A 20,038-nucleotide genomic window follows, 5' to 3' on the forward strand; every position below is an offset into this window, starting at 1 on the left:
TTAGTCCTCCTTGTCGATCAGCTCGGCGGCGAGGTGCGACAGCAGCTTCACCGCCTCGCCGTAGGTCCTGGCTTTTTCCGGATTGGAAGCATTGCCGTCCAGCGCCCGCCTGTAGACACCCTGGCAGATTGCAGCCAGGCGGAAGAAGGAGAAGGCGAGGAAGAACGTCCAGTTGCCGATGCCGGCGAGACCGCGCCGCCGGCAATAGGCAGCGACATAGTCTTCTTCCAAGGGCAGGCCGAGGGCCGGGCGATCGATGCCGCCAAGGCCGCGAAAGCCGGAGGCATGCGGCAGGCGCCATTGCATGCATTGATAGGCGATGTCGGCGAAAGGATGGCCCGATGTCGACAATTCCCAGTCGAGCACCGCCAGTACCCTCGGCTGGTCCGGCGCAAAGATCAGATTGTCCAGCCGATAGTCGCCATGCACCAGCGATATCAGGCCGTCATCGACGGGCAGGTGGGTTTCCAGCCAGGCGATCAGCCGGTCCATGTCGGCAATGGCGCCGGTTTCGGAGGCACGGTACTGGCCGGTCCAGCGTGCCAGCTGCCGCTCGAAGTAATTGCCGGGGCGTCCGAAATCGCCAAGACCCACGGCCTTGACATCGACATCGTGCAGGGCGGCGAGCGTGGCGTTCATGGCGTCGTAGATCGCGGCGCGTTCCTCGTTGCCGTGCGCCTCCGGCAGTGCCGGATCCCAGAAGATGCGGCCGTCGAGGAAATCCATGACGTAGAACATGCGGCCGATGGGCGAATCCTCGGTCGACAGGTGCAGCATTTCGGGCACTGGTACGGCGGTGCCGGAAAGCGCCTTCATCACACGGAATTCGCGGTCTACCTGGTGAGCCGATTTCAGGAGTTGGCCTGGCGGCTTGACGCGCAGCACGTAACGGCCGCTTGCCGCCGTCAGGAGATAGGTCGGGTTGGATTGGCCGGATTTGAATTTTTCGATGGCCGCGAGTCCGGAAAAACCCGGGATATGCGCGTCGAGGTAAGGCGCGAGCGTCGCCTGGTCGAGCGCGTTGGCGTCGCTCATGCTGTCTCGGGCTGGCGTTCAAGCAAGGTCAGCGTCAGCCAGCGGGCGGTGAGCGCCGGTTTTTTGGAGCCTTCGATCTCGATGGTCACGTCGTGCGCCGTCTGCACCCAGCCCGACGGCCTGACCTTGACGTCGGCCAGCACGAAACGGGTGCGGATGCGCGCGCCGGTCTTCACCGGGGCGAGGAAGCGCAGCGAATCGAAACCGTGATTGACGCCCATCTTGCCGTTTTCCAGCGGCGGCATGGTCTCGAACGTCATCGCCGACAGCAGCGACAGCGACAGGAAACCATGCGCGATGGTGCCGCCGAACGGCGTTTCGCGCTTGGCCCGCTCCGGATCGCAGTGGATGAACTGGTGGTCGTCGGTGGCGTCGGCGAACTGGTCGATCATGCGTTGCGTGACCACCCGCCAGGGCGAAACGCCGACCTCCTTGCCGACACTGGCCAGAAGCACATCGAGACTGATTGGTTCCACGCTCATGTCCTCCAGTTCACCTCCGGCTTCTGCGGCCGGAAAATGTCATTCCTTGAACAAGGTCAACCCATGCTGCACCGACTGCCCGCCGTCGATCGGAAGGATGGCGCCGGTGACATAACTGCCTGCACGGCTGCACAAATAGAGCGTTGCGCCGGCAATGTCATCCGGTGTGCCGATGCGGCCGATCGGGACATGGCCGCCGACATGCCTGGCCTGCTCGTCCGTGCCGGTGGCAAATGCGGTCATACGGCTCTGGAAGGGACCGGGGGCAAAGGCGTTGACGGTGATGCGGCGGCCGGCGAATTCGAGCGCCAGCGTGCGTGTCAGGTGATGAACGGCCGCCTTGGAGGCGGTGTAGGAATAGGCGTCGTCGGCCAGCGGCTGCGTTCCCATCACCGAGCCCAGATTGATCACGCGGGCAGGATCTTCGTCGCTGGCGGCGACATCGAGCAGCGGCAGCAATTCGCGCGTCAGATGGAAGACCGCGGTGACATTGACGCCGAACACCTTGGCCCATGCCGAATAAGGGAAGCTCTCCAGCGGCGCGCCCCAGGACACGCCGGCATTGTTGATGAGGATATCGAGTTTGCCGGTGCGCGCCTTGACCTCGCCGACCAAGGCAGCAATGCCGGCTTCGCTGGAGACGTCGCCGGCAAAGCCTTCCGCTTGGCCCGGAGCGCCAAGCCCGTTCAATTCACTGGCCACCTTGACGCAGTCCTCGCCCTTGCGCGAGGCGATCATCACACTGGCGCCGGCATTGACCAGCGCGGTCGCCGCCATGCGGCCGATGCCGGTCGCGGCTCCCGTCACCAGCGCGGTCTTGCCGGTCACCGAAAACAGCTCGTCCAGATAGCTCATCACAATCCTCCGCACGGCCTGCGGGCAAACAGTTCGCGTTGACAAGGCTATCCGAAGTACGGTCATCCTTGCCACTGACAAAATGCCCGGCCTGCATGAAGGGTTAGCGACCGATGACGGAGATGAATCTCGGCATGACCGAGCGGTTGAAGCCGATCCACGCCCGCGTCGCGGCCATGGTGCGCGACGAGATCATGCCGCTCGACAAGGAATTCCTGAGCGAGGTCGGCAAGGCCGGCGACCGTTGGGTCTACAGCAAGCGCCAGAGGGAGATCCTTGAAGGTTTGAAGAAGACCGCACGGGAGCGCGGCCTGTGGAACTTCTGGCTGACCGGCTCGGAACGCGGCTACGGCCTGTCCACCGTCGAATACGCCTATTTGGCCGAGGAGATGGGCAAGGCGCATCTGGGCGCCGAAACCTTCAACTGCTCGGCACCCGACACCGGCAACATGGAGGTTCTGGAACGCTACGGCTCGGCCGAGCACAAGCGGGAATGGCTCGAGCCGCTGCTGGACGGAAAGATCCGCTCGGCCTATCTCATGACGGAGCCGGACGTCGCCTCCTCCGACGCCACCAACATTTCCATGCGCTGCGAGCGGCAGGGCGGCGACTATGTGCTCAACGGCGAGAAATGGTGGGCGTCGGGTGCCGGTGATCCGCGCTGCGCCATTTACATTGTCATGGTGCGGACCGCCGGCGATGAAGAGCCACAGCACCGCCGCCATTCGATGATCCTGGTTCCCTCGGGCGCGAAGGGCGTGACCAAGGTCCGGGCGATGCAGGTCTATGGCGACGATGACGCGCCGCATGGCCACATGCATCTTCGCTTCGACAATGTGCGGATATCGACGTCGAACCTGATCCTCGGTGAGGGTAGGGGCTTCGAAATCGCGCAGGGCCGGCTCGGCCCCGGCCGCATCCATCACTGCATGCGCGCCATCGGCCAGGCCGAGATGGCGCTGGAGATGCTGTGCCAGCGTTCCATACGCCGCGAGGCCTTCGGCCAGAAGCTGGCGAAACTCGGCGCCAATTTCGACATCATTGCCGAATGTCGCATGGAGATCGAGATGGCCCGGCTGCTCTGCCTCAAGGCGGCATGGATGATCGATCAGGGCGACGCGCGGGCCGCGGCCCCCTGGATCAGCCAGATCAAGGTTATCGCGCCGCGCGTGGCGCTCAAGGTCACCGACGAGGCGGTGCAGATGTTCGGCGCGCAAGGCATCAGCCAGGATACGCCTCTCGCACGCTCGTGGACGCATCTCAGGACGCTGCGCCTCGCCGACGGGCCCGATGCAGTGCATCGGCGGCAGGTGGCACGCATGGAGCTGAAGAAATACACCCATGAAAAGATCTGAGCTGCCCGGCCGCGTTGACGCTGACAAACAAGGAATACCGCCAATGACGATCCCCTCCGAAATGAAGGCGCTGCTCTTGGTCGGTGACGGCTATACGAGGACGCCGAGCGGCAGTGCGCTCGAGGCGATGGAGCCGTATCTCGAGCTGGGCAGCATCGCCGTGCCTGCGCCGGGACCGGGTCAAGTGCTGATCAAGGTCAGCCTCGCTTCGATCAATCCATCGGATGTCGCCTTCATCAAGGGCCAGTACGGCCAGCCGCGCGCCAAGGGCCGTCCGGCCGGCTTCGAGGGTGTCGGCACGGTCGTCGCGATCGGCGAGGAGCCCCATCCCAAAAGCCTTGTCGGCAAGCGCGTCGCTTTCGCCACCGGTCTGAGCAATTGGGGGTCGTGGGCTGAATATGCCGTCGCCGAGGCGGCGGCCTGCATTCCGCTTCTCGATACGGTTCGAGACGAGGATGGCGCTGCGATGATCGTCAATCCGCTGACCGCGATCGCCATGTTCGACATCGTCAAGCAGGAAGGCGAAAAGGCCTTCGTCATGACCGCCGGTGCGAGCCAGCTCTGCAAGCTGATCATCGGGCTGGCGAGGGAGGAAGGGTTTCGGCCTGTTGTCACGGTGCGCCGTGACGAGCAGATCGCGTTGCTGAAACAACTTGGCGCGGCGCATGTCCTCAACGAGAAGGTGCCTGATTTCGAGGCCACGCTGCGCGAGGTGATGAAGGCCGAACAGCCGCGCATCTTCCTCGATGCCGTCACCGGGCCGCTGGCGTCAGCCATCTTCAACGCGATGCCAAAAAGGGCGCGCTGGATCATCTACGGCCGGCTTGATCCCGAGGCAACGATCATCCGCGAGCCTGGCCAGCTGATCTTCCAGCACAAGCACATCGAAGGCTTCTGGCTGAGCGAGTGGATGCGGCAATCCAGGGATCGGCGAGGTCCGGCGGTCCTCGAGGCACAGAAGCGTTTTTCCGACGGACGCTGGTCGACCGACGTGACGGCGATCATTCCGCTGGCCGAGGCAATGGCGCGAATGCCGGCGGAACTGGCCAAGCCCAACGGCAAGGTGTTCATCCGGCCCTGATGCCGTCTTATGCGGCGCCGGAAGGGCGATCGCAGGCTTTCTGGACGCTTTTTCCAGTTCGGTCGACCATCCTTGACAATCCCCGAAATTGATCGCCGCGTCTTTCGGCCCCTATGCCTCGTCGCTTTGTCCGTGATATGTCGCCGCCATCGAATGCCGGGACGGCGCCAAGGCTGAGGCGTCTTCCCCAATGGCGTGCGGGGTGAATTGATGACGATTTCCAAGCCGGTTTTCGATCGTTTGGGGCTGGGCATGTGGATCGGGGCATTCCTGATCGTTCTCGGCCTGGTGCTATGGTCGCCCGGCACGCGCACGGTGACGCAGGCCTATGGATATGGCAGCGAAGCGTTCCTGACCGGGCGGCCGCTGTACAATCTTCAATCCGAGATGGGGTACCTGTATGCGCCAGCCTTCGCCGCGCTCTACCTGCCGGTGCTGAAGCTCGGACCCTATCTGGGCGGCGTGGTGTGGCATGTGGTGGGCTTCGCAGCGCTCACCTTCGCGGCGATGCGGCAAGTGCGCAAAATCGGCGGTGAGGAATTGCCATGGCTGCTTTCCTTTGGCCTCTTCCTTGCCCTGCCGATGGCGCTGGGTGCCATCCGCAACGGCCAGGCGACGATCCTTTTGACCGCGGCCTGCTGGCTCCTGACCCTGTCGGCGCTCGAAGGGCGGCGCGCCGAAACCTTCTTCTGGGCTTCGGTCGCCATCATCGCCAAACCGACGGCGATCATCATGCTTTTGCTGGTGGGAGCCCTGCGCCTGCGGCTGATACCCGTGCTCGTGCTGGCAGTGCTGTTGGTACTGGCCATACCGTACGCGTTCGCGCCTGCCGGCTACCTCAACCAGCAGTACGGTGATTTCGCCCGCATGTTGACCTCCATGGCCGTCGACAAGTCCGGCCACTTTGTCCCTACCGACTTCACGGCGCCTTTCACCTCGGCCGGGCTGCCCATGCCTGAGTTCGCCGCCACGATCGTGCGCATCGTCGGGGCATTGCTTACGCTGTCGACCGTCCTCTGGTTCGACCGCAAGCTCCAGCCTGGAATAGCCGCACTGGCGATCTTCCTGGCGGCTGCCTTCTACATGTGCGTCTTCAATCCGCGTGTCGAGCCAAATACCTATGCCATGATCGCCGTGCCCGCCGGCCTCGCTATCGCCACACTGTGGCGGGAGGAGCGTGGCGGCGTCCTGGCCTCGGTGCTGTCGACGGTATTGTTCCTCACAGGTTTGACCAGCGTCGAGCGCCACATGCATGATTTCTTCTACCCTTGGTTCCGGCCGATCGCGGTCACCTTCATCGCCTGTTCGCTGATCTGGTGGTTCTGGGCCAAGGCGCGCGAAAAGATCGTGAGCGTCGGACCCGTTGCACATGGCTGATCTGCGTCAAAAACTCGACATCGTGGCGCCCTTCTTCAACGAGGCGCAATCGGCGCCGGCCTTTGCCGCCCTGCTCGACAGGCTCGAGGAAGCGGTATCAAGCCGTTTCGGCATGGCCGTCCACAAGATCCTGGTCGACGACGGCAGCCTCGACGATGGCGCCAGGCGATTTTCGCAAGCCCTGTCGGGATCGTGGGAGATCGTTCGCCTCAGCCGCAATTTCGGCAAGGAGGTCGCGGTGCTCGCCGGCCTCGACCAGTCGCGGGGCGACATGGTGCTGATCATGGATTCGGATCTGCAGCATTCCATGAATATCAGCTTGAAGATGATCGCCGAGCTGGTGGAAAGCCCCGATATCGACGTCGTGTACGCGCAGAACGACCGCCGCGAGGCGAGCTGGCGGCGCAGCCAGCTGGCGCGACTTTTCTACAGCCTGATCAACAGCAGCCAGCGTTTCGACATTCCGGAGAACGCCGGTGATTTTCGCGTCATGCGCGGTCCCGTGGTGCGTGCGCTGACCAGCCTGCGCGACAAGCGGCGCTTCAACAAGGGCCTGTTCGCCTGGGCCGGTTTCCGTCAGAAAGCCATACCCTATTCGCCGGAAAACCGCCCCATCGGCACGTCGAAATGGAGCCGGCTCAACCTGATCGCCTTTTCACTGGAAGGATTTACATCGTTTTCCGTCATCCCGCTGCGCATCATCAGCTTGAGCGGGATGCTGGCGGCGCTGGCGGGCGTCGTTTACGGCGCCAAAGTGTTCTTCGAGGTGATGTTCTACGGCGTTGCCGTGCCTGGTTACCCCAGCCTGATGGTCGCCGTCGTGCTGCTCGGCGGCCTCAACCTCACCTTGCTCGGCCTGATCGGCGAATATGTCTGGGTCACGCTGTCGGAGAGCAAGGACCGGCCGGTCTATCTGGTGCGCGATGTGGTGCTCAGCGAGACCGCTCACGACAAGCCGCCGGGCGCGTCCCGCGGATGACGCGGCGCATTCGCCTGATCGCCGATGACTACGGGCTGGCACCAGGGGTTTGCGCCGGCATTCTCGACCTGCTCGACCGCGGACGCCTGACCGGCACCAGTTGCATGACCGGTTTTCCGGAATGGGCCGAGGCGGCGGCGCGCATAAAGCCGCTGCGCGGCCGCGCGGCGATCGGGCTGCACCTGACCCTTACGGACCAGCCAGCGGTCACAGGCAAATCGAGTCTGGCGCCCGAGGGCCGGTTGCCGCCGCTTCGTTCGCTGGCCCTACCGGTCCTGCGCGGGCGGGTCGACGAGCGCGACGTCCATGCCGAACTCGACGCGCAATATAGCCGTTTCGTCGAGGCGCTGGGCCGCAAGCCCGACTTCATCGACGGTCATCAGCACGTGCATTTCCTGCCTGTCGTGCGCGGCTGGCTGCGGACACGTTTTCCCGACACTGCCGGCAGGCCGGTGTTGCGCGGCGCTCCGGCGCTGAGCGATGCCGCCGCCGCACCGAAAATCGCGGCAATCGCTGCCGTGGCCGCCGGCTTCAACCAATCGATGCAGCGCGCCGGCTTTGCCGTTTTGAAGCCGCTCGCCGGCATCTATGACTGGCGGCAACCCGAAAAGTTCGCCCCCCTGCTGGAGGCTGCCGTCGAGGCGCTGTCGGACCGTGGGCTGTTCATGTGCCACCCCGGCCATGTCGACCAAACGCTCTGCGCGCGTGACCCGATGCAAGGCGTGCGCGAAGTGGAATTCGGCGTTCTGGCTTCGGATGCGTTCGGCGCGAGCCTGGCCCGAGCCGGTGTCGAGATATTGGACGGCAGGGAATGAATGGCGTTCAGCCACGGCGTTCGACCGGCAGTAAGATCGTCCGTTTTGCGCTGGTCGGACTGGCAAATACGGCCATCGACCTTGCCGGTTTTTTCCTGCTGCTCAAGCTGCACGCCCCGCCGCTGTCCGCCAATGTCATCTCGTGGTCGATTGCCGTCGTCTTCTCTTTCGTGGCGAATGGCTTCTGGTCGTTCGAACGCAATCACGCCATTCGGCTGCATGATGCCTTCCTGCGCTTCGTCTCGGCTGGGGCGTTGATTTCGCTCGGCGTGTCCAGCCTGTCGATCGCACTCTTCGCCGGCATCGGCGGTGTGTGGCCGGCAAAGATCGGCGGGGTCATCGTGGCGGCCGTGCTGAACTTCCTTGCCGCGCGTTGGTCGATCGAGGGCCGGCTGCTGAAATAGGTATCTCTATTCCGCCGGTTCCACGTTGGTGTAGGCGGCTTCCTCGAGTTCGCGCTTCAGCCGTGCTTCCTCATGGGTCTTCGGCGTGACGAAGCGGCCAAGCAGGAGATAAGCGACCGGGGTCAGGAACAGTGTCGAGATGGTGGCCAGGCCAAGCCCGCCGACAATGACCCAGCCGAGCGCCACGCGTGCCTCGGCGCCCGCGCCGGCGGCCAGCACGAGCGGCACACCGCCAAGTATGGTGCAGATCATCGTCATCATCACCGGCCGCAGGCGGATGGTGGAAGCCTGCTCGATCGCTTCGCGCACGCCCAGGCCCCGATCTCGTAGCTGGTTGGCGAATTCGACGATCAGGATGCCGTTCTTGGCCATGACGCCGACCAGCAGCACCAGGCCGATCTGGCTGTAGGCGTTGAGGCTGGTGCCTGAAAGCAGCAGCGCGAAAATGGCGCAGGCAAGGCCGAGCGGCACCGTCGCCATGATGATGACGGCGCTGACGAAACTCTCGAACTGGGCGGCCAGCACCAGGAGGATGATGACCAGGGCGAAGCCGAAGATGGTGACCATGGCGCTGTTGGTTTCACCCAAAGTCGCAGCCTCGGCCAGGGGCAGGATGCGGCTTCCAGGCGGCAGGAGCGGCGTGGCGATCTGCTCGGCGCGTATCAGCGCATCGCCAAGCGCGAAATTGCCTGAGAGGTTGGAGGTGATCGCCACCGATGGCTGCTGCTGTTCGCGCGACAGCGACGGCGGCACGGCGCGCTCGGTCAGCGTGGCGATGGTCGACATCGGCACGAAGCGGCCATCCGCGGTCTTGAGGAAGACATTTTCCAGGTCGGTCGGGTCGTTGATCGGATTGGTGGTCGAGACCAGCTTCACGCCGTAGCTGCGGTCGGCGATGTAGACATCGACGACGTCGTTGCCGTCGAGCATGGCTTGCATGGTGTTGGCGAGCCCCGTGATGTCGATGCCGAGATCGGAGGCTCGCTCACGATCTATCGCTACGGCCAGTTGCGGCTGCGTCGGGTCGATCGACAGACGCGGCGTCCGAAAGCGCTCATCTTTCTGCATCTCGGCGATGATCTTGACCGCTGCATCGCCAAGCGCCTTTCGGTCGTTGCCAACCAGAGCGAATTGCAGGCCGTTGCCGGCGCCGCGGATGCCGAGACTGTTGGGTTGGACCGGGAAGATCCGCACGCTGGGCACCTGCCTGGTCAACTGACTGATCTCGGCCATGATCTCCTGCTGGCTGCGGCTGCGCTCGTCCCACGGCGCCAGCGTCATCACCATGAAGCCCGAATTGTAGGAACCGTTCTGGCCGGCGTTTTCGAAGGTCGAGCGGATCTCGCCGGAATCGCGCATCGGCTGGATCAGCCGCTCGATCTTCTGCATCTGCTGCGTCGTGTAGTCGAGGCTGACGCCTTGCGGGGCGTTGATGCGCAACAGCACGGCGGCGCGGTCCTCGGTCGGCGTCAGTTCCTGGCGGATGGTGCCGAACAGCGCGAAGGCGACGCCGGCAAACAGCACCGCGACCAGAACCACGATCCAGGGCGCATCGAGGCAAGCGTGCAGCGCGCGCTTGTAGCCGGCATTCAAGACGCCGCCGATGCGAGCGCCGATGCCTTGGCCGCCTTCGTGGTGAAGCGGCGCGCTGGTCAGCATGCGCGAGGCAAGCATCGGGCAAAGCGTCAGCGCGACCACGCAGGACAGAAGCACCGACATCGCAAGCACGAAACCGAATTCGCGGAACAGGCCGCCGGTCTGGCCGGGCAGGAACGAGATCGGCACGAAGACGGCGACAAGCGTCAGTGTCGTGGCGACGACGGCGAAGAACACTTCCTGCGCGCCGAGCACGGCCGCCGCACGCGGCCCCATGCCTTCGTTGCGCCGTCGCACGATGTTTTCCAAGACGACGATGGCGTCGTCGACGACAAGGCCGGTGGCCAGCACCAAAGCGAGCAGCGTCAGGATGTTGACGGAGAAGCCGGCCAGATAGATGGCGGCGATGGTGCCGATCATGGCGACCGGCATCGACAGGCCGGGGATGAGCGTGGCGCGCCAGTCGAGCAGGAAGATGTAGATGACGATCAGCACCATGGTAACCGACAGGCCAAGCGCGATCTCGACCTCGTGCACCGCACCCTTGACGAAGACAGCGTCGTCGCTGGTGATCTTGATCGACATGCCCTTGGGCAGATTCTCCTGCAGCTTGGCGACGGCGGCCTGGACACCCGTCGAAATGTCCAGCGTGTTCGATTCCGCCTGGCGGATAATGCCGAGGCCGATTCCGGTCTTGCCGTCCGAACGCAGCGTCGTCTGGCCAACATCGGGGCCGAGCGTGACGGTCGCGACATCGCGGATGCGCGTCGTGCCGCCGATGATGATGTTTTCGAATTCCGCGGGCGTCGTCACGTCGGCCGTGGTGCGGACGATCAGGTCTTGGTTGGTCGTTGTGATCGATCCGGCCGGGGAATCGAAGGCGACGGAGGCAAGCGCCGCCCGGAGGTCGGCGACCGTGAAGCCGAGGCTGGCGAGCTTGTTTTGGTCGACATCGATGCGAAAGATCTTGTCGCGATCGCCATAAACCTGAACGTCGGCGACGCCGGGCACGGCGGCCAGTTCGTCCTCGATCTGGTCCTGGACCACCACCGTCATGTCCTGGATCGACATGGTGTCCGAAGTCACCGCCAGCCGCATCACCGCGTCGGAATTGGCATCGGCCTTGACGATGCGCGGCGGATCGGCGGTATCGGGCATCTGGTTGGCGACCCGGCCGACGGCATCACGCACATCCGAGGCGGCGACGTTGAGGTCGACACCGTCGTTGAACTCGATGGTGACGCGGCTCGAGCCGAAGGAGGAGGAAGACGAGATCGACTTGACGCCGGAGACGCGGGCGACGGCGCCCTCGATCGTGTCGGTCAGTTCGCGGTCGACGGTTTCGGCGGCCGCGCCTTCGAAGGTCGTGGAGACCGTGACGACGGCGCGGTCGACGTCGGGCAATTCGCGGATCTCGACACCGTAGAAGGCAGCGAGGCCGGCAACGGCTATAAGGGTGTTCAGCACGAACGCCATGACCGGCCTGCGGATGAACAGTGCGGTGAAGCCGGTATCGCTGGCGGCGTTGACGGAGCCGGTCATGAGCCTTCCGCGGCGTTGGCGGCGCGCTGCTCCTGGCCCGCGATGCGAACCTCGCCGCCTTCGCTGACGCTTTGGGTGCCTTCGGTGACCACCATGTCGCCGCTGTCGATCTCCGCGTCGATCAATACGGTCTCGGTGTTGCGCTGGATGATGCGCACCGGCACGCGCCTGGCCTTGCCGTCCTCGACCTGCCAGACATAGGCGCCGTCCGAACCCCACAGGATCGCCAGCGGGCTGACGGCCGGATAGGTCTCGCCGGGGAATTTCATGGTGATGGAGAACGACATGCCGGCGCGCAGCGAATCGGCCGGATTGGCGATGGTGGCCTTGACCAGAAGCGTGCGGCTCTTTTCGTCGATATGATTGTCGATCGCCGAAACCGTGCCGGTGTACGCGTTGCTCGGATTGGCGATCGGCGTCGCCGTCAATCGCGCGCCGACCTTGACGGCGGCGGCGAAGCGCTCGGGCACCTGGAAATCGACCAGGATAGAGGACCGGTCGTCAAGCGTGGCGATCGCCGACTGGTTGGTGACGTAATTGCCGGCCGAGATCGGCAGGATGCCGACCGTGCCGGTGATCGGCGCCAGGATCGAGCGGCGCTGCAGTGCAAGCTCGGCATCCTGAAGCGCCAGCTTGGCGCCGGCCAGAACCACTTCGGCATCGGCGACCGCGACCGGTGTCGCCGCGTTGGAGGCACGCAGCGACTTGACGCGGTCGAGCTTGGACTGAGCATCCTGCAAGGCGAGCTTGGCGCGGTCCTGTGCGATGATCTCGGTCTCGGAATCGAGCGTTGCGATGATCCGTCCCTTGTCGACATGAGTGCCGGATTGGACCAGCAACTCGGCAAGGCGGCCGGAACTGTAGGGATTGACGGTCACCGAGGCGTTGGCACGGCCGGTGCCGATCGCTTGCAGGCGGTCGTTTATGGTGGCCGTACCGGCAGGCAAGGCGACGACGTTGACCTGCCGGACTCCATTGCGATTGCCAGCCTGTTTCGCGCCGTCCGCACCGCTTCCGGCGGGAGGCGTTGCCGCGTAGGCCCAATCCATCCCCCAGCGCGCCAGCACTTCCGGCGCGCCTGGATAGAAGCGTGCCCAGGCGGCCGCGGCGGCGACCACGATCACAAGCGCAACGACAATTTGCTTCCAGGTCCGCATCGACACTCCGGTTTCAGGAATCGTCAGCCATTCCCGAAGGAACGGCACAGTGACGATGCGGGCGGGCGGCAAAAATCCGGCCACGCCACACCCCGATATCAGCGGTTTATGGCAATTATCACGCAATCGTGCACATTAAATCTCGGTAACGTGAAACCGAGACGGCCGCGAAGCCGATGCAATGATCCGGAGGATTCTGCCTATCGCAGGCCTTCCATCTCGCGGATGCGCCGGGCGCCGTCGGCCTCGAGTTGCCTGGTGACGGCGCCGATCAGCGTTTCGGCGACGACGAAAAGTGCCGCTGAGGAATCCCATGCGGAAGGCACGGCGGTTCGTCCGGCGATGACATGGCGAGCAAAGCGGGCGATCGGCGACAGCCACTGGTCGGTGAACAGTACGATCTGAACGCCGCGCTGATGCGCCTTCTCGGCGAATCGGACGAGGCTGTCCTGGTAGCGCCTGATGTCGAAGATCACCAGCACGTCGCGCTTGCCCATGTCGATCAGCCGGTCACGCCACATGCTCTCCTGGCCGGCGAGGTGAAAGACATCGGGCTGGATGACGGCGAGATGGGCGGCCATGTAGCGCGCCAGGGGGTCGGTAAAGCGGCCGCCGATCAGGAATGTCTTGCCACGCCGCTCGGCCAGCCTGGTGGCAATGTCGGCAAGCTGCTTGTCGGACAGGTGCCTGAAGGTCTCGCGCATATTGTCGAGCGTTGCTTCCAGCATGGGCGACACCGTGCCGCCACTAGGCGAGGGCGGGTTGAGCGTTCGTATCGCCGGCGATTGCAATTGCGCCGCCAGTTCATCCTGCAGGCTCGACTGGAACTCGGGGTAATTCTGGAAGCCCAGCCGGGCGACGAAACGCAGGATCGTCGGCGAGGAGACGCCGGCCGCGGATGAGAATTCGGCGACTGTCTTGAGGCCGATCATCGGATAGCTCGCGATCAGCGTCTGCGCTGCGCGCCGTTCGCCGGCGGGCATCGCGCCGATACGGTCGGCAATCAATTCGGCAATGTTGGAAATCATCTTTTCCCCACCCTTGGCCCGCCGACCGTCTTTTCCCCAGATCGCATTTGACAAAGCCAAACAAACTGTATGAAATCATCCACCGGGACGCAATGAAACAAAATACGTAACATACGATACAGCGCTCCCAGGGGACGGCAGGACTATGGAGACAGCGCGGCCCGCCAGCCTTGCATCGTCTGATACCGTGAGGGTGACGAACCCCGGCGGATCGAGCCCCTTCGTGCTGACCTGCGATCACGCTTCCAATTTCCTTCCGGCTGAATTCGGCACGCTCGGCCTTGCCGTCGACGACCTGTCCCGCCATATCGCTTGGGATCCCGGCGCACTGCCGGTTGCGCTGCGGATGGCGCAGGCGCTCGATGCGACGCTGGTCGAAACCCGCATTTCGCGTCTCGTCATCGACTGCAACCGGCCGCTCGATGCGCCGGACCTGGTGCCTCCGGTCAGCGAAACCACTGCCATACCGGGCAATACCGGCTTGTCGGAAAAACAGCGCGCGGCGCGGGTCGCCCTGTCATGGCAACCGTTCCATGGCGCCATCGAGCGCATCGTCGAGGACCGGCTGGCGCGCGGCCAGGAGACCCGCTTGGTTTCCCTTCATTCCTTCACGCCGGTCTACAAGGGCCGCAATCGGCCCTGGCATATCGGCATCATCCATGACGATGATCGCCGGCTGGCGTCGCCGCTGATATCGGCGCTGCAACGGCTCTCAGGCATCACCGTCGGCATCAACGAACCCTATTCGCCGGCCGACCGCGTCTATTTCACGCTGGAACGGCATGCGCGCTCGCGCGGGCTACCCTGCGCGATGATCGAAATCCGCAACGATGAAATCTCCGGCGAAACCGGGCAGCGGAAATGGGCGGATATGCTCACGGGCATTTTTTCGGATCTGGAGCCAGAGGAGGCCAAGGGCTCTCGACGAAGCGCAGTCGGAAAGTCAGTTCAATCGGCCAGCTAAGAACCAATAGGGGAACTCTGACATGACAACACCTGATCACTCTGACAAGTCGGAGGACACAAAAATCCTCCACAGTATGGGCTACGCCCAGGAATTGGCGCGCCGCATGAGCGGCTTCTCCAACTTCGCCATTTCCTTCTCGATCATCTGCATTCTGGCGGGCGGCATTACGTCTTTCCCGCTGGCCATGGCGACCGGCAGCGGTTTCGAGGCGACCATCGGCTGGGTCATCGGCGGCGTCTTTGCGCTCGTGGTCGCGGCGTCTCTCGGCCAGATTGGATCGGCCTATCCGACAGCCGGCGGCCTCTATCACTGGTCCTCGATCCTGGGCGGACGCGGCTGGGGCTGGGCCACGGCCTGGATCAACTTGCTCGGCCTGATCTTCGTCGTCGCTTCGGTGAATGTCGGCGTCTACCTGCTGTTTCAGGGGCTCGTTGCTGGCCCGATCTTCGGCTGGGACACATCGGCCTGGGGCTTCTGGCAACAGACGGCGGCAGTCGTCTTGATTACAGTTACCCAAGGTCTGTTCAATCATCTCGGCATCAAGACGACGACGATGTTGACCGATTTTTCCGGCTACCTCATCCTCGTTGTCGCGGTCGTGCTGACGCTGACCTTCCTGATCTGGGGCGCGCATGGCTTCGATCTCGCGCGGCTGACGACTTTCGTCAACACGACCGGCGATCTCGGTGGTGGCTATGTTCCGACGGCCCGCACCGCACTCGTGGCCTTCCTGATTGGCCTTCTCTACCCGCTTTACACGATCACCGGCTTTGACGCCTCCGCGCATACCGCCGAGGAAACGCACAATGCCCGCGTCGCTGTGCCCAGAGGCATGATCCACGCGGTCCTCTGGTCTCTCGTCTTCGGTTTCGTCATGGCGGTCTCCTTTGTCCTTGCCAGCCCCGATCTCGTGGCGACCGCCAAGGACGGCGGCAATGCCTGGTTCAACCTGTTCAACAATCTGCCGGCGCCAACCTGGCTCAAGGCTCTGCTCGGCATCGCCATCGTGCTGTCGAACTATCTGTGCGCGCTAGCAGGGCTCACTTCGACCTCGCGCATGATCTTTGCCTTTTCGCGTGACGGAGGTCTGCCGGGGTCTTCTTTATGGAAGCAGGTTTCGCCGACCTGGCGCACGCCCGTCCCGGCCATCTGGCTCGGCGTCGTTCTGTCGATTGCCGCCACGCTCTATTCGCCGGCTTTCGCGGCGCTGGCAGCCGGCTGCGCACTCTTCCTCTATGTCTCCTACGCCATGCCGATCGCGGCCGGACTTCTTGCGGAAGGAAAGAGCTGGACCGAGTTCGGACCATTCCGGCTCGGCATCTGGTCAAAGCCGTTCGCCGTCATCACCGTGCTTGGTGTTCTGGTGTTGATGTATGCCGGCATCCAACCGCCCTTCGACATCTTGATCAACTATGCGATCGGATTGATCGTTCTGCTTGTCGTTTTGTGGTTTGCCGTCGAGAACCGCCGCTTCCAGGGGCCGCCCATCGGCGAGACGGCAATCGCCAAGCGCAGGGCGATCATCGCAGCGGCCGAAAAGGCCGTCGGCGAATCCGCCTAAACAACCAATCAAGCCGTGGCGGGTTCGCTCGCCACGGTTTTTTGTTCTCGTTCAATATGACAAGCCCGAAACGCCAAGCACTGGAGTGCCAAAGGAATGGCCGGAAGTTTCTCGTTCGATCAGTTGAAGAAAGCGGTCTCCAGCGGCGAGATCGACACGGTGCTGGCATGCATTGTCGACATGCAGGGCCGGTTGGCGGGAAAGCGGTTCCTGGCGCAATACTTCGTCGATTCCGCGCATGACGAGACGCATGGCTGCAATTACCTGCTGGCGGCCGACATCGATATGGAGCCGGTGCCGGGCTACAAGGCGGCAAGCTGGTCGAAGGGCTATGGCGACTTCGTCATGAAGCCGGACCTGGCGACGCTGCGGCGCATTCCCTGGCTGGAAAAGACGGCGCTCGTCATTTGCGACGTGCTCGACCACCACACCCATGACGACCTGCCGCATTCGCCGCGCGCCATCCTGAAGAAGCAGGTCAAGCGGCTGAGCGAGCGCGGCTATATCGGCTATTTCGCTTCCGAGCTCGAATTCTATCTGTTTAACGAAACCTACGATTCCGCCCGCAAGAAGCATTGGCAGGGGCTCGATACAGCCTCGCCCTATATTGGCGACTACCAGATCGGCATCACCACCAAGGAAGAAGGCGTCATGCGCCGGCTTCGCAACGAGATGGAAGCCGCCGGTATTCCGATCGAGAATTCCAAGGGCGAGTGGGGTCCGGGCCAGGAAGAGATCAATGTGCGCTACGCCGAGGCGCTCGACATGGCCGACCGCCACGTCATCCTGAAGAACGGCGCCAAGGAGATTGCCGAGTCCGAAGGCAAGGCGATTTCCTTCATGTCCAAGTATAATTACGGTCTCGCCGGCAATTCGAGCCACATCCACAATTCGCTGTGGAGCGCGGACGGCAAGACGCCGCTGTTCTTCGACAGACAAGCCGACTGGACCTTGTCGACGCTCGGCCAGCAATGGGCGGCCGGGCAGCTGAAATACGCCAAGGAATTCACCTGGTTCCTGGCGCCCTACATCAATTCCTACAAGCGCTTCCAGGCCGGCACTTTCGCGCCGACCAAGATCATGTGGAGCGAAGACAACCGCACCGCCGGCTTCCGCCTGTGCGGCGAGGGCACCAAGGGCATCCGCATGGAATGCCGCATCGGCGGCGCCGACCTCAATCCCTATCTCGCCTTCGCGGCGCTGATCGCGGCCGGCCTCGCCGGTATCGACGAGAAGCTGGAATTGCAGAAGCCTTTCGTCGGCGACGCCTATCAGGCTTCTCGTTTGCCGGAAATTCCAAAGACGCTGCGCGACGCGACCGAGACGCTGGCGAAATCGAAGATGCTGAAACAGGCGCTCGGCGAGGATGTGCTCGAGCACTATGTCCACACAGCGAAGTGGGAGCAGTTCGAATACGATCGGCGTATCACGGATTGGGAACTGCACAGAGGGTTCGAGCGATATTAAAGCTTTATGCAGCTTTATTGTTGACAATGTAGTTAATGTAGCTCATATGAAGGCTGCAAGCTGCAATTGTTGGGGAGTTCGCAATGTCCAAATATGCGCCGCTGAAGGAATTTCTGGTCGCCCAGAATGCCGACCGTGTGCCTATGTCGTTCGATGAGATCGAGAGCGTGCTTAGTCTGCCGTTGCCGGCATCGAAGCGATACCCCGCGTGGTGGAGCAACAATCCGAGCAACAATCCCATGACCAGGGAGTGGCTCGAGGCCGGATTCGAGACCGAATCCGTCAACGTAGGCACTGGCAAGCTTGTCTTTCGCCGCGTTCGCAAGATGCCGACCGGTGACGCCGCACCCGCTGTTCGTACGCACCGTCACCCTGGATTTGGTTTCATGAAGGGCTTGATAGCTATCGAGGCCGGGTTTGATGTCACCAAACCGTTCGATGATGAGCCTTGGGATCGGGGTTATCTGGGCGGTGAAACTCAGGCGCAGCATGGCAAACACATGATGCGCAAATGAGTGAAGAGCCGAGCCTGCTGCTGGACACGTGCGCGATGATCTTCATTGCAAACGACAGCAAAATCGACCCTCAGGCAAGCCAGGAGATTTCCGACGCGGCCTATGATGGCCGCCTCTATCTCTCGCCGATGTCAGCATGGGAGATCGGCATCGGTGTGGCCAAGGGCCGGCTCAACTTGCCCATAGCGCCGCTCGATTTCGTAGAGCGGTTCATTGAGCGCATGTCCGCAAAACTCAGCGCGATTTCGCCGGCCATTCTGATCGCGTCTTCCAACTTGCCGGGTTCGCCCCATGGCGATCCTATGGATCGAATACTGATTGCCACTGCAAGGGCCTTGGACATGGTTCTTGTGACGCGAGACGAGCCCATCCTTCGCTACAGCCGCAACGGACATCTGCGTACATTAGCCTGCTAAATGGAGCACCTTTTGGAAACCGTAAAACTCAAATCCCCCATCGACGGCTCGATCTATGCGGAGCGGCCGGTCGCTACCGACCAGGCGATCAACGCCGCGGTCGAGCGTGCCAAGGCGGCGCAGAAGAAGTGGGCGCAGTCGCCGATCGTCGAGCGCGGCAAGTACATGCTGGCGATGCTGGAAGCACTGGTCGCGATGACCGACGAGATCGTGCCGGAGATCGCCTGGCAGATGGGGCGTCCCGTTCGTTATGGCGGTGAGTTCGGCGGCGTCAAGGAGCGTACCAACTACATGGTCGAGATCGCGGAAGCGGCGCTCAAGTCCGTGCCGGCCTCCAACCCGAAGGACGGCTTCCGGCGCTATGTGAAGAAGGATCCGCTTGGGGTGGTCATGGTGATCGCGCCATGGAACTATCCCTATCTGACAGCGGTCAACACCATCGTACCGGCGCTGATGGCCGGCAACGCTGTCATCCTGAAACATGCCGCGCAGACGTTGCTGGTCGGCGAGCGCTTTCAACAGGCTTTCGACAAGGCCGGCCTGCCAAAGGGCGTGTTCCAGAATGTCGTGCTCAACCATGCACAGACGGAAAAACTGCTGGGTTCCGGCAAGATCGACCATGTCAATTTCACCGGCTCGGTCGCTGGCGGCCGTGCTATCGAAAAGGCGGCGGCAGGCACCTTCATGACGCTTGGGCTCGAACTTGGTGGTAAGGATCCGGCCTATGTGCTGCCTGACGCCAAGATGGATCATGCCGTGGCCAATCTGGTCGACGGCGCCTTCTTCAATTCCGGCCAATGCTGCTGCGGCATCGAACGCGTCTATGTGCACGAGAAAGTCTATGACGAGTTCGTCGAAGGCTTCATCGCCGAGACCAGGAATTATGTCGTCGGCGATCCGCTGGAGCAGGCGACGACGATGGGACCGATGGCGCAGGCGCGCTTTGCCGACCTGATCCGCGAGCAGAAGGCCGAAGCGCTGCGCAAGGGTGCCAAGGCGCACATCGACATGAAGGTGGCTAACGACAAGGCCGGCTCGCCCTACCTGGCGCCGGAAGTGCTGACGCAAGTCGACCACCAGATGAGCGTCATGCGTGAGGAAAGCTTTGGCCCGATCGTCGGCATCATGAAGGTGCGCAACGACGAGGAGGCGATCGCTTTGATGAACGACAGCCCCTACGGGCTGACGGCCTCGATCTGGACGCGCGACACCGAGCATGCGGTGGCGATCGGCGACCGCGTCGAGACCGGCACGGTGTTCATGAACCGCTGCGACTATCTCGATCCCGCGCTGGTCTGGACCGGCGTCAAGGACACCGGCAAGGGCGCTGCCCTGTCGGCGCTGGGCTATGACAACCTGACCCGGCCGAAATCCTTCCATCTGCGTGAAGCCATCTAATTTTCGAA

The 20,038-nt window shown here is 63.0% G+C and carries 18 protein-coding genes; 12 read left to right on the top strand and 6 right to left on the bottom strand.

Features of this window, described 5'->3' with window-relative positions:
* Genes FJW04_RS07610 through FJW04_RS07620 form a run of 3 tightly spaced genes read right to left on the bottom strand, consistent with a single transcriptional unit; the run spans position 1 to position 2,372 of the window.
* Positions 1-1,035, bottom strand: coding sequence for a phosphotransferase (locus tag FJW04_RS07610; protein WP_140713342.1), 1,035 nt, complete (start codon positions 1,033-1,035; stop codon positions 1-3).
* Entirely contained in the window at positions 1,032-1,517 is a 486-nt protein-coding gene (locus tag FJW04_RS07615; protein ID WP_023770549.1) for a MaoC family dehydratase, read from the bottom strand. Before FJW04_RS07615 ends, FJW04_RS07610 begins: the two co-directional genes overlap by 4 nt.
* A 39-nt stretch (positions 1,518-1,556) precedes the next feature.
* Complete coding sequence (locus FJW04_RS07620; protein ID WP_140713344.1) at positions 1,557-2,372, bottom strand: SDR family oxidoreductase; 816 nt, start codon at positions 2,370-2,372, stop codon at positions 1,557-1,559.
* Between the two features lie 113 nt (positions 2,373-2,485).
* On the opposite strand from FJW04_RS07620, the gene FJW04_RS07625 reads away from it, so the two are divergent.
* The 6 genes from FJW04_RS07625 to FJW04_RS07650 all read left to right on the top strand — a co-directional run bounded on the left by FJW04_RS07625 (position 2,486) and on the right by FJW04_RS07650 (position 8,383).
* A complete protein-coding gene (locus FJW04_RS07625) occupies positions 2,486-3,727 on the top strand; it encodes an acyl-CoA dehydrogenase family protein (protein ID WP_140713346.1) in 1,242 nt (413 codons plus the stop codon).
* 43 nt (positions 3,728-3,770) lie between these two features.
* Complete coding sequence (locus tag FJW04_RS07630) at positions 3,771-4,808, top strand: zinc-binding dehydrogenase (RefSeq protein WP_140713349.1); 1,038 nt, start codon at positions 3,771-3,773, stop codon at positions 4,806-4,808.
* Between the two features lie 210 nt (positions 4,809-5,018).
* Positions 5,019-6,185, top strand: a complete 1,167-nt coding sequence (locus tag FJW04_RS07635) for a glycosyltransferase family 87 protein (RefSeq protein ID WP_015315795.1) — start codon at positions 5,019-5,021, stop codon at positions 6,183-6,185.
* Positions 6,178-7,164 carry a glycosyltransferase family 2 protein gene (locus tag FJW04_RS07640; protein WP_140713352.1) on the top strand — a complete coding sequence of 329 codons (987 nt, stop codon included), beginning with the start codon at positions 6,178-6,180 and terminating at the stop codon, positions 7,162-7,164. Before FJW04_RS07635 ends, FJW04_RS07640 begins: the two co-directional genes overlap by 8 nt.
* Positions 7,161-7,979 carry a ChbG/HpnK family deacetylase gene (locus tag FJW04_RS07645; RefSeq protein WP_140713354.1) on the top strand — a complete coding sequence of 273 codons (819 nt, stop codon included), beginning with the start codon at positions 7,161-7,163 and terminating at the stop codon, positions 7,977-7,979. The genes FJW04_RS07640 and FJW04_RS07645 overlap by 4 nt, the downstream gene beginning before the upstream one ends.
* Entirely contained in the window at positions 7,976-8,383 is a 408-nt protein-coding gene (locus FJW04_RS07650) for a GtrA family protein (RefSeq protein ID WP_140661756.1), read from the top strand. Before FJW04_RS07645 ends, FJW04_RS07650 begins: the two co-directional genes overlap by 4 nt.
* A 6-nt stretch (positions 8,384-8,389) precedes the next feature.
* Here FJW04_RS07650 and FJW04_RS07655 read toward each other — a convergent pair whose 3' ends face one another.
* From FJW04_RS07655 to FJW04_RS07665, 3 genes are all read right to left on the bottom strand, one after another.
* Complete coding sequence (locus tag FJW04_RS07655; protein WP_140713356.1) at positions 8,390-11,521, bottom strand: efflux RND transporter permease subunit; 3,132 nt, start codon at positions 11,519-11,521, stop codon at positions 8,390-8,392.
* Positions 11,518-12,678 (bottom strand): efflux RND transporter periplasmic adaptor subunit, encoded by a 1,161-nt coding sequence (locus FJW04_RS07660; RefSeq protein WP_140713884.1) that lies wholly within the window; start codon positions 12,676-12,678, stop codon positions 11,518-11,520. The genes FJW04_RS07655 and FJW04_RS07660 overlap by 4 nt, the downstream gene beginning before the upstream one ends.
* A 200-nt stretch (positions 12,679-12,878) precedes the next feature.
* Positions 12,879-13,706: a MurR/RpiR family transcriptional regulator gene (locus FJW04_RS07665; protein ID WP_015315801.1), complete on the bottom strand. Its 828-nt coding sequence runs from the start codon at positions 13,704-13,706 to the stop codon at positions 12,879-12,881.
* Positions 13,707-13,851: 145 nt separating this feature from the next.
* Here FJW04_RS07665 and FJW04_RS07670 point away from each other — a divergent pair, with 145 nt between their 5' ends.
* The 6 genes from FJW04_RS07670 to FJW04_RS07695 all read left to right on the top strand — a co-directional run bounded on the left by FJW04_RS07670 (position 13,852) and on the right by FJW04_RS07695 (position 20,030).
* Complete coding sequence (locus FJW04_RS07670; protein ID WP_015315802.1) at positions 13,852-14,670, top strand: N-formylglutamate amidohydrolase; 819 nt, start codon at positions 13,852-13,854, stop codon at positions 14,668-14,670.
* A gap of 22 nt (positions 14,671-14,692) precedes the next feature.
* The gene (locus FJW04_RS07675; RefSeq protein ID WP_015315803.1) at positions 14,693-16,234 is read left to right on the top strand and encodes an amino acid permease; all 1,542 of its coding nucleotides are present in this window, start codon (positions 14,693-14,695) and stop codon (positions 16,232-16,234) included.
* A gap of 96 nt (positions 16,235-16,330) precedes the next feature.
* Positions 16,331-17,701 carry a glutamine synthetase family protein gene (locus FJW04_RS07680; RefSeq protein ID WP_015315804.1) on the top strand — a complete coding sequence of 457 codons (1,371 nt, stop codon included), beginning with the start codon at positions 16,331-16,333 and terminating at the stop codon, positions 17,699-17,701.
* Between the two features lie 83 nt (positions 17,702-17,784).
* Positions 17,785-18,216: a hypothetical protein gene (locus FJW04_RS07685; protein WP_015315805.1), complete on the top strand. Its 432-nt coding sequence runs from the start codon at positions 17,785-17,787 to the stop codon at positions 18,214-18,216.
* Positions 18,213-18,632 carry a type II toxin-antitoxin system VapC family toxin gene (locus FJW04_RS07690; RefSeq protein WP_015315806.1) on the top strand — a complete coding sequence of 140 codons (420 nt, stop codon included), beginning with the start codon at positions 18,213-18,215 and terminating at the stop codon, positions 18,630-18,632. The genes FJW04_RS07685 and FJW04_RS07690 overlap by 4 nt, the downstream gene beginning before the upstream one ends.
* Positions 18,633-20,030 (top strand): aldehyde dehydrogenase family protein, encoded by a 1,398-nt coding sequence (locus tag FJW04_RS07695; protein ID WP_140713358.1) that lies wholly within the window; start codon positions 18,633-18,635, stop codon positions 20,028-20,030.
* The last annotated feature ends 8 nt before the right edge of the window (positions 20,031-20,038 follow it).

It is taken from the genome of Mesorhizobium sp. B2-7-3, from assembly GCF_006440715.1.
GTDB lineage: Bacteria > Pseudomonadota > Alphaproteobacteria > Rhizobiales > Rhizobiaceae > Mesorhizobium > Mesorhizobium australicum.